The organism is uncultured Victivallis sp. (genome assembly GCA_944389935.1).
Classification (GTDB): domain Bacteria; phylum Verrucomicrobiota; class Lentisphaeria; order Victivallales; family Victivallaceae; genus Victivallis.
Map to the genome: position 1 here is coordinate 101805 of CALXOE010000006.1, position 10523 is coordinate 112327.

7 protein-coding genes are annotated in these 10523 nt (G+C 61.0%); 3 read left to right on the plus strand and 4 right to left on the minus strand.

The genetic code is table 11. The annotated features are described in order from the left end of the window. Positions 1-144: 144 nt before the first annotated feature. Both Q0J85_RS03565 and Q0J85_RS03570 read left to right on the plus strand, forming a co-directional pair. Positions 145-846, plus strand: coding sequence for a type II secretion system protein (locus tag Q0J85_RS03565; protein ID WP_294478302.1), 702 nt, complete (start codon positions 145-147; stop codon positions 844-846). A gap of 312 nt (positions 847-1158) precedes the next feature. Continuing rightward, positions 1159-2796, plus strand: a complete 1638-nt coding sequence (locus tag Q0J85_RS03570; protein WP_294478303.1) for an ABC transporter substrate-binding protein — start codon at positions 1159-1161, stop codon at positions 2794-2796. Between the two features lie 14 nt (positions 2797-2810). Here the strand turns inward: Q0J85_RS03570 and Q0J85_RS03575 are convergent, their stop codons facing one another. After that, on the minus strand, positions 2811-3707 hold the full coding sequence (locus tag Q0J85_RS03575) for an AraC family transcriptional regulator (RefSeq protein WP_294478305.1): 897 nt from the start codon (positions 3705-3707) through the stop codon (positions 2811-2813). Positions 3708-3845: 138 nt separating this feature from the next. Here Q0J85_RS03575 and Q0J85_RS03580 point away from each other — a divergent pair, with 138 nt between their 5' ends. Then, on the plus strand, positions 3846-5126 hold the full coding sequence (locus tag Q0J85_RS03580) for an FAD-dependent oxidoreductase (RefSeq protein ID WP_294478306.1): 1281 nt from the start codon (positions 3846-3848) through the stop codon (positions 5124-5126). A gap of 59 nt (positions 5127-5185) precedes the next feature. Here the strand turns inward: Q0J85_RS03580 and Q0J85_RS03585 are convergent, their stop codons facing one another. The 3 genes from Q0J85_RS03585 to Q0J85_RS03595 form a co-directional block, all read right to left on the minus strand. Next, the gene (locus Q0J85_RS03585) at positions 5186-6034 is read right to left on the minus strand and encodes a discoidin domain-containing protein (protein WP_294478307.1); all 849 of its coding nucleotides are present in this window, start codon (positions 6032-6034) and stop codon (positions 5186-5188) included. A 129-nt stretch (positions 6035-6163) separates the two neighbouring features. Beyond that, positions 6164-9400 (minus strand): hypothetical protein, encoded by a 3237-nt coding sequence (locus Q0J85_RS03590; protein WP_294478308.1) that lies wholly within the window; start codon positions 9398-9400, stop codon positions 6164-6166. Between the two features lie 9 nt (positions 9401-9409). After that, positions 9410-10523: DUF1559 domain-containing protein (locus tag Q0J85_RS03595; RefSeq protein ID WP_294478309.1), on the minus strand; the 1114-nt coding region annotated here is incomplete at its 5' end.

Sequence of the window (10523 nt, forward strand, 5' to 3'; positions counted from 1 at the left end):
GGACCCGGGGGCGGTGTCCTCTGGCCCGGCGGCGGAAACCGGGGAAGCCCCGCCGACTTCCCCCGGGAAGAAGCAAATTCACTCAGGACAACACAGCCGGTTCAAAGAAAAAAAGTGACCGGACAGAAAAAAAGGAGTGCCACCATGAAAAAACATTTTACCTTGATCGAGCTCCTCGTTGTAATTGCGATCATCGCAATTCTCGCCTCGATGCTGCTGCCGGCGTTGAATCAGGCGCGCAAACGTGCCAAGGGAAGCGCCTGTTTGAACAACATCAAGCAGTCCATGACCGCGGTTCAGCTCTATTACGGTGAGTACAACACCATCATCATGTCGCGCAGTTCAAATGGATTTGGTTATCTGAACGTGCTTTATTCGGCGGGGCTGATCGGGGACTGGGATTCCTTCTACTGCCCGACTTCGACCTACAAGAAGCACAATGCGACCAATTATGATGCGGACGGTTTCCCCTATCTCTGCTGGGGAGGGTATGGCGTAAACTACAACGCTTTCCGGGTGATCGGCGGGGTGAATTACGACAGCGGCAGGACCGCGGGATACTCCTATTCCAACGGGTATTTCTGCATGAATCTGTCGAAAGCGATGCAGCCGTCGAACTTCGTTTTCCTGCTGGACAACCGGATTCCGGCCAGCCATTCCGAGATGCACTATCAGGTCTATCCGCTGTGGGGAAACATCACCAGCGGGTCGTGGGGCGGCTGTCCCGCGATGATTCACGGCGACAATGTGACGATCGCCTGGGGGGACGGCCACGCTTCCGCCGCCTCCATCGGCAAACTCAAGGAAACCTATCACACCGATATCCTCAACTTCATCACTGAGTGACGCGGTGCGGTTGAACGACCTGATTTGCCGCCGCGGCAGGGGGAGTGGAGCTGCTGCGAATTCTGTCTCAACGCAGTTTGCCTTCCCCGCCGCCCGTGCCCGGCCTCTCTCCCGGCCGGATTGTCGATCGCGATGATCCGCAGGACGCCGGAATCAGGAAAGATGATGCCGTTTGACGGTGGAGTGTCAGACGGCATCCCGCCACTTCACAGCGCCGCGCCGGGTTTCCGGGGGGAGGGAGCGAAACCCGGAATACCGGCCGCGCAGTTCCAGTGGACGTCACTCAAAACAAATCAACGAGACCCTGCATAAATGAAAAAGTTGTTCATCACGATTCTGCTGTTGCTTGTGGCCGCATCATTCTACACGATGTTCACAAGCCGCGACCGGGTTGCGGAAGTCCCGGTCATCACCTGGCGGACCGACCCGAATCCGCAACGGGAAGAGCAGATCATGCTGTTCCGGGAGTGGCTCGTGAAGAACGGCCATGTGTTGAGGGATGCGCAGGGAAACGTGATGACCTACACGGAAGAGGAGGCTGCCGCTTTGAACGAGGCGTACGGCCCGGCCGGGGCCCCGCTCAAGCCCGGTGATCCCCATTATGTCAAGCCCGGCTCGCCGAAGCCGAACGGCGATGTGCAGCTTGAAACGGCCAACAACCAGAGTACGCTCATCCAGGCGGTTTCCGGTATGGCCGGCGATGTGTTCGACACCGGCGAGGTGCTCGGCTACTCCCAGCTCGGCGTGGCGATGGACATCACCGAAGATGCGGAAAAGAACGGTTACGGACTCGAGAACACCTATCCCGGCGTGGCCAGGCTCTTATGCGGCATGGACGGCAGGCAGTATGCGTATCCCTGCAACAGCGCCTGTGACGCATTGTGGATCAATCTGTCCACCCTGAAGAAATTCGGATTTGACCGGCCGCCGCTGGAGTGGACTCCGGAAGAGTTCGAGAAGATGGGGAAGCAATACGTCCGGAAAGCGAACGAGGGACTTCCGCGGCAGGAGTATTTTTTTCTGCAGACGCTGGACAGCTCCTGGGGTGTGGCGATGGCGGTGTGCATCTCCCGCAGCCGCGGGTTTGACGTCTACAACGAAACCATGACCCGCTGTATTGCGAACAACGATGCGCTCAAAGACGCGATCCGCCTCTTCCATAAATGGACCTTTGTGGATCGGATCGCGCCGAGTGCCGCGGACGTCGCTTCGATGAATGTCGATTCCGGTTTCGGCGGCGGCGACTTGTCGAATTTCATCTCCGGCAGGTATGCGATGGTCGTCATGGGCAGATATTGCCTGATCCGGTTTCGCGAGGTGCAGGCGGCCCGGAACATGACGATCCAGTTCAGCTTGAGTCAGCTGCCGATGTATGAGTACAAGAATCAACCGCTTTCGGTTCGTGCGGCGATGCCTTATCGCGGCAGCAGGCATCCGGAACTGACGAAACTGTTTCTCCAGTTTCTGGCGAGCAAGGCTTACAATCAGTACATCGTGGAGAACTCCGACGGGCTGCCGCCGAATCCGACTGTAGTGAGCTCCGAAATAAAAGAGATCGCTCTGACGCGACCGAACGAGCATGACAGCAGCGAACGGGAATTCTCCCTGGCCTGCACAATCGGATTGCCGAAATACTTCAGCCCCTACGTCAAGACCGGTTCGACGAACTGGCTTCAAAACGGCATCAACCGTTACTTCAACGACCGCTCTTCGCTGGATGAGACGCTCGAATACATCGAAACACGCTACAACAGCGAGATCGAAATCTCGAAACAGGCGAATCCCGCGATGCGGAAAGCGTGGGAGGAAGATTGGGCGCTGCAGCAGAAGATCGATGCCTGCAAGAAAGAGGGGAAGAAGATCCCGGCCGAATGGATCAGAAATCCGTTTTATCGAAAGTATTATCACGACCGGGGAATGCTCGAAGAACCGAGTCCCCGGGGAGAATAGAAGAGGAAAACGCTTCACTCCCGGGAAACGGACAGGGGAACTCCGCCCGGAGGCTGGGAAAAATGACTCCGGAAACGTCCCGGCGTGATCCCCCAGTACCGGGTGAACACCCTGCTGAAATAGAACTCGTTCGGATAACCGGTCGATTCCGCGATCTTCGCGAGTTTGTGATCGCTGCCGAGCAGCAGGGTTCTCGCGCGGAGCATGCGCTCCTCCTCCAGAAGTTCGCGAAACGTCCGACCGCAGAGCTCCCGGATCAGATGTCCCGCGCGGGAGGGGGAGAGGCAGAGCTCTGCTCCGAGCGTTTTCAGTGAAATCTTCTCGTGGGCGTGTCTGCGGATATAGTCCGCAATCGTGTTGAGCCTCCGGTCGCGTCCCGCCGGACACCGCGGCCGGAGTTCGGCCTCCTCCAGAAGAGTCAATCCTGCCGCGCGCAGCAGTTCCGCCAGTTCGGCGAGCTCCTCCGGATCCGGCGCCGGCAGGGTCCGGTATCGCGCCCGGAACCACTCCGGCAGCTCCTCCGGCGCCTCCTCCGCCGAGCGGAACACTCCGGCAAATATCGTCAGCTGGCAGACGCCGCCGCGGACGATCGGCACGACGAGTTCGGTGAGCGTCTTCCAGCAGGTTTTCAGATGAGGAACCGGGTCCGTCGCAAGGCGGGACTCCGTCTCGGTCAGACACTCCCGGACGCACTGCGTATTCCAGTGCGGAAGCTGATAGCGGCCGCGCGCGCAGCACTCGTGCGGGTGCAGATGACGCCCCGGCAGGAGCGGAGCGCCGTCCGGACCGCGCAGTTTCCCCTGCCGGTCGTGTATGGTCAGTGAGATGGCACAGCGCGCTTCGATCGCGCGCAGAATCCGTTCCGCACGCGAAAGACGGCCCGGATCGTCCGGAAGCTTGAAAAATTCCATAATTTCACCATTTCAGCGTTTTCAGATAAAAATATAACCGTTTTTGAAATTGTCAAACTCCGGATTCGGGTCTATGCTGTTTCCCGGCATGACGGAGCCCGCTGCGGCTCCGGAACAGACGGCGAAAACGGAGGTGGTATGGAGTATGTCCAGGAGAGTTCCCGGCGGATTCCCGTGCGGGGGGAGTATGATGTCATTGTCTGCGGAAGCGGCCCCTCCGGGGTGTCGGCCGTGCTCCGCGCCGCCCGGCTCGGCGCGAAAACGGTGCTGATCGAGCAGAACGGCTGCCTCGGCGGCATGTGGACGGCCGGACTGCTCGGCTGGATCATCGATCATCGGAAGCCGGAAAGCTCGCTGCTTTCCGAGCTCAAGACGGAACTGGCGAAACGCGGTCCGGCGGGATCTCCTCCCTGTTCCGGGTCGTTCGCATTTGAGCCGGAGTCGATGAAGCTGCTGCTCGAGGAGCTCTGCCGGGCGGCGGGTGTCAAAGTGCGGCTTTACACGATGGCCGCGGGCGTTCTCCGCAGGCCGGACGGAGCGCTCGCGGGCGTGATTACTGAATCCGCGTCCGGGCGGGAGGCATGGCGGGGAAAAGTGTTCGTCGATGCGACCGGCGACGGCAACCTCGGCGCTCTGGCGGGCTGTTCGTTTGAGGCGGGCGACCCGGAACGGGGGCTTCTTCAGCCGATGTCGATGTTCGCTTTGCTTACGGGAGTCCGCCTTGCCGAGATCGCACCTTTTGTCAACGGCTATACGCCGCGGGCGCAGGCGGTCGGCAACCTGCACGATCTGCTGACCGCGAACGGCGCCGAACCCAGTTATCACGATGCGTCGCTCTTCGCGCTCTCCGGGGAGCTGTTTCTGCTGATGGCGAACCACGAATGCGGCGTATCCGGCAGCGACGCGGACGATCTGACCGGCGCCGTGATGTGCGCACGGCGCGAGATTCATCGCCAGGTCGAGGCGCTCCGGCGCAGCGGCCCGGCCTGGAAACAGCTCACCATCGCCGCGACGTCCGAACGGATCGGCGTGCGGGAGGGGAGGCGGCTCAAGGGGCTTTACCGGATCTCCCTGCAGGATCTGATTTCCGGGCGGAGTCAGCCCGACGCCGTCTGCAGGGTGGCCGCCGGAATCGATGTCCACGCCCTGACCCCGTCGTTCGAGCGCGGATTCGACCGCTATCCGTACAAGGTTCAGCCGTATGAGATTCCGCTGCGTGCGCTCATCAGCGCGGATGTTCCGAATCTGGTTTTCACCGGGCGCTGCATCAGCGGGGATTTCTTTGCGCACGCGAGCTACCGCGTCACCGGGAACATGGTGCCGCTCGGCGAAGCCGCCGGCGTCCTCGCCGCTCTCGCCGCCCGGGAGAATCTCCCCGCAGCCCTCGTCCCGTATGCGCAGGTGAAAGCGGCTCTGTAACGTCGCCCGGCAGAAAAAAAGGGCGCCGGAATTCCGACGCCCTCCTCTGGCGACACTTTCTATTTGGAATAGAGCTCGACTTCCCAGAGCGAATAGCCGTAGGTACTCGCACGCTTGATGCCTTGAATGCGGACGAATCGCGCGGTCACCGGATCGATGACGATCGTCTCGGTCGCTTTTTTCTTTCCGTCGGTCTTGCGGAACACTTCCGTGAAGTTCTCTCCGTCCGACGAGACCTGGACGGAGTACTCCTTGCCGGCGGCCTCTTCCCACTTCAGTACGATTTTGCCGATGCTCTTATCCTCTCCGAGGTCGAGCATGATCCATTCATTGTCGTTGCGGTTTGAAGACCAGCGGGTGGTGTCCCGGCCGTCGATCACGTTCTGGGGCTTGTAATTTCCCTGGGTGGAACTCGCTGTGACTGTGGCGCCGTAGACCAGGCTGTCATGTTCGGCGAAGACTTTCATCTCCCAGAGCGAATAGCCGTAGCGGGTCGCCCGTTTCTTCCCGAGAAGCCGGATATAACGGGTCTCCTGCGGTTTGATGCGGATGTATTCCCGGGCGCCGGGTTTGCCGTCGGTCACAGTATAGACGTCCGTGAAGTTCTGCCCGTCGTTGGAAAACTGAATCGAATACTCCTTGCCTGCGGCAGCCTCCCAGTCAAGCTGGATCTGCGCGACGGTCTTCGGTGAGCCGAGATCCACCAGAAGCCACTCGTTGTCGCCGCGCTTCGAGGACCAGCGGGTGTTGCCGCGGCCGTCGATGGCGTTGGTCGCAGAGCAGTCCCCTCTTTCCACGGAACTGGCAGTCGCTTTCGCTCCGATTGCAAGATTCTCCGCGGCGTTCACATAACTTCCGCAAGTCGCGGTGAGAGCCAAGGCCAGAAATAGATAGACCATATTGTTCATGATACTTCCTTTCCCAGATCTTTGTGTCTTCATTCAATATAATGAATTTTTCCTTTTTTGTCAAGAGAACCGAAGTAAAAAGTGTTTCATTTTCCTCTTTTACCCCGCTTCGCTCCGGGATCACGGGAGTCATTCCTCCGGCATTTTCCCCTCCTGCACGATGAGTCGACGTCCCCACGGGGGATCTCCGAACGGGGCGATGACGGTGGACGGCCCGTAAGGACCGGTCGACTTCGCGGCGGATTCCCATACGGCGGAACTTCCGTCAATGCGTTCGCTGCCGTCCTGCATCGTGAGTTTCAGCACGGCATGGAATCCGCACGGCACCGCGCCGCCGTCCCATGCCTCGAATTCGAGCTGATTCTCTCCGGCTTTCAGGCGAGGGGTGAGGTCATAGCGTTCGATCGAGCTCCAGCCGCTGCGCAGATACTCCCCCGGCATGTCGCTTCCGGCCGCTCTCCCGTTCAGCGAGAACCGGTAGAAGTCGTCCGCCGTGACATAAAGTTCCGCCCGGGCGACTCCCCGGCCGTCGAATGTGCGCCGGAAAAAGCTGCGGGACCCGGCCGGCTTCCCGCAACGGCGCCAGATCCAGCTCCCCTGTTTCAGCAGCGCACTGACCGGATCCTCTTCGGCGGGTGCGTTGTAGAGGCGCATTCCCTCCTCCGCGTAGATCGTTTCCCGCGGTGCGAACGGGCGGCGCGAGAGCAGCGCCACTCCGCGCGCCGGCAGGTCGAGCCGGAAAACTCCATCCCGCACGGGGATCTTCCGGTCATCCTCGAGCAGCACATGCAGCTCCGCCGTCCGGACCGGGAAGTGTGAGAATTCCGCCGTGACGGGAGTCGTCCCCTCGTTGACGACGATCAGATAATCTTCGCCCGCAATCTGCTTGTGCAGGAAGCGGATCGATGGACTTCCGGTCCGGATCGGCGTATCTGCGACCGTGTCGGCCGTGATGATTTCCGAGGCGTAATGAAGTTCGCGCGTGACCCGGCGCAGATCGCGCCAGAACTTTTCCCCCAGCACTTTCGCGTACGGCAGATAGTGATAGATGATCCCGGTCGCTCCGTGCGTGATCGCGTTGTAGGCCATGAAACGGCTCTGCTCCCAGGTCGGATAGACCGCCTCTTCCGGCGGCAGATCCGGATTGTGACACTGTCCCCAGGCGAACGCCTGTAGCACCATCCAGACCGGTTTGCGATGTTCGACGACTTCGCGGTAGATGTCAGTGTATTTCCCCACCGCCGAAAGTCCGCGATCCTCCTCGAGCGAACCGTGCGCTCCCCCCTCCGGCACCGGATAGATGTCGATTCCGCCGATGTCCGCCGCCTGAGAATAGCGCCGCAGATCGCGCAGATTCGTCACCACCGGCGCTTCGTTGATCCACGACGGATGCCACGGATCGGTGGCGCGCACGAGCTCGTACACTTCATGGAGTCCCTCGAACGGAATCCCGACCCAGGCCGGCTCGTCCGCTCCGAAGTAGCCGAGCAGCGCCGGGTGGGAGCTCTGTTCCTCGATGTCACGCCGCAGCAGCGCGCGCATTGCGGTACGCTGTTCCGGCGTTTCTCCGCCGATTGCGAGCGGGAGCGAACGCAGAATCCGGATTCCGTACTTCTGTGCGGTGTCGAGAATCTCCGGCGTCGTCTGCATGGCGACCGTGTTGAATCCGGCGGCGGCAAACTCCCGGAACTCGAAGTCGTAACCGCCTCGTCCGGTCGTCTCCGTGTGGCCGATCGGGAAGAACCGTTTCCCTCCGACGACGAGGTATCCCTCGCGGGTGAACGTGACCTCGTTCGGGCGGTGCGGGTATACCCGCAGGGTTTTCATACTTCTCCCGATCACCTGTCCCGCCTTGTTGAAGAGCGTCAGCTCGAGTTCAAAATGCGGCTTCCCCGGGGGCGTGAAACGGAATCGTCCCCTGTCATCGAGCGGAACGGATTTCCCGTCGGCCGTCAGCGTCCAGCCGGCCGCCTCGGGGTGGTTGACCTCGATTGTCCCGGAGATCTCCCGATCCGGCGTGGTCGCGAAAATCCCGTTCCGGTAGGCGAACGGCAGGTCCAGGCGGATCGACCCCGGTTCAAGTTGCTCGCGCACCTCCACCAGCTTGAAGTCGGAATACGCGACCTCTGCCGGTCCGCGCGTCTCAATCGCGAGCGTCACGGTCGAAACCCGGGGCGGTGCGACAAATTCGATGCTTTTGTTCTGCGGATAATTCATGCAGCTTTGAAACTGCTTTTCGGAGCCGCCCGCGGGAACCCCCTCCGGATAAACCCGGAACCAGTGAAATCCGTTCGCATCACCTTTCCCCGTTCCGCGCACGCGGTAGGAGATGCAGTAACGTTTCGAGGATTCGACCGGGATCGCGTACTGGCGGACCCGGCGGACCGTCCCCGCCTCCGGCACGGATACGTGCAGTTCTCCGTCCCGGACCGTGCCCGCCTCCTCGAGATCCCACGACGCCGAACCGCGCGCGAAATTCCCGTTCCGGAGATTGCCCGGTTTCACCGGTTCGAGCTCGGTCAGCTGCACGCTTTCGAGTGTCAGTTCTCCGGTCCCGGTCAGCTGGCAGGCGAGATAGGAGGGCGCTTCCGGCTTGCGGAATGCGAAATTCGCCCGGAATCGGCGGGCCGGCCCCTCCGCTCCATCCGCCTCCGCGATCATGGCGTTCTGCCAGACTCCGTTCGAGGCGTTCTCGACATAGATCCGGTAATGTGTCCCGGGAGTGCTGCGCACCCGGACGACGCATTCATACGGCTGCATATCTTTCGTTTTGAGCTCGCCGAGCACGGCTGTTCCCGGAGCTGTCAGGGGCAGCCGCCCATCCCGGATCCGGCCTTTGCCGGCGGGCTGGATGTTCCAGTCCGGCGAGACCGTTTCCCCGAGATATTCCCGCGGCTCCCCCGGTTTTTCCGGCGGCACGGGCTCGATCGTCAGCGAACGCAGTTCGGCCGTCCCCGGGCCGAGCAGCTGAAAGACCAGATGCGAGGGAGCCTCTTCCACGTCGTGAAAAGTGAATGAACCGCGAATCTCCCCCCATTCTCCATCGCCGGTGACCGGGCCGATGAGTTTGTTTTCCCACTTTTTCGGATTTTCAACGTAGACGCGGAAGCTGCTTCCCGGCGACCCTTTCACCTGTGCGGTGAGAATGTAAGTCCGGCCGTTCTGCAGCCGGATTCCTCCCGCGCTCGCCAGAGGCGTAAGTTTTGAATCCGCCGAAGTGAGAATCAGGACTCCATCCTGTTTCCTGCCGTTGGCTTCCTGCTGAAAAGTCCACTCGTTCAGATGCTCCCGCCCGGCATATTCCGCCGCCGGGGCTGCTGTTGCGGCGCCGAGCAGCAGCGCGTAAAACAGTTTAATGATTTTCATGCGTTCCCCTCAGTAATGCGACCAGAACGGGTAAAGTTCCTTGACCCATACATCGATGTAGGAGAGCTTCGCCCATTCCGCGCGGTTCGCGGAATCCACGTGCCCGTCGAGATAGAGAATGTTCATGCTGCCGTTGTGCACCAGCTGTGCCCAGTCCGGAAACTCAAAACAGAACCACGGCGTCGGCGCCGCCGTCGATTCAAGCAGATAACCCGCCTGCGAGGGCGATTTGATCGTCGTGATCTTGCGGCCGTAACCGTCCAGCGACGTGTCACCGGAAAAATAGGTGATGTCCAGACTGCTGTTCTGCGCATAACTGTTCGACTGGCCGTACCGCTGAAGATCATCCCCCGCCACATACGCCTCCTGCGTGCTCGACGGACAATGGTACACCTTTTTCTTCGAGTTCAGGTCGTCAATGGCTCCGCTCGTGTTCGTCGTGTAGCCGACGAACGGAGCCAGCTGCACCGTCCACGCCCAGTGAGTCGACGAGCGGCCGGAATAGGTGATGTGATCGTTGCAGGTCGACGTGTAAAATGTCAGCCCGGTTCCGATCTGTTTCTGATTGCTCCGGCAGTTTGCCCCTCTCGCCCGCTCCCGGGCCTGCGAAAGCGCCGGCAGCAGCATCGCCGCCAGAATCGCGATGATCGCAATCACCACGAGGAGCTCGATGAGCGTAAATGCCGCCTTTTTCGTCACAGAGCCGCGGGCTTTTCTCTCCGCCTGGCCGTGGGCTTTTCTCTCCGCCTGGCCGTGGGCTTTTCTCTCCGCCTGGCCGTGGGCTTTGAGCGTTGCGTGGCCGTGGGAGGCAGGGGGCGTGTCCGCCGCCCCCCGCACCCCCTGCGTCCGGCAAGGTGCCGGTGCCGTGTACGGGTCGGAGTCGGACTCGGCTGCGGTCGGCCGGCACGGGGAGAAAGAGCCGCAAAAACGCGAACGGCTCTTCCCGCTTTTCTGCGGAAAGACCCATTCGCGTTTTTGCTCCACTTCGCCGCTTGCCGAGCGGAGACTCTGTTGCGCGGCGATGATCGGCTGATTGGTTGTTTGAGGGATGGTCGGTACGGGGAGAGACGCGCTCTTACGAGCCGCTTTCTCTCCCCCGAACCCCTCTCTTGTACTGCCGGGC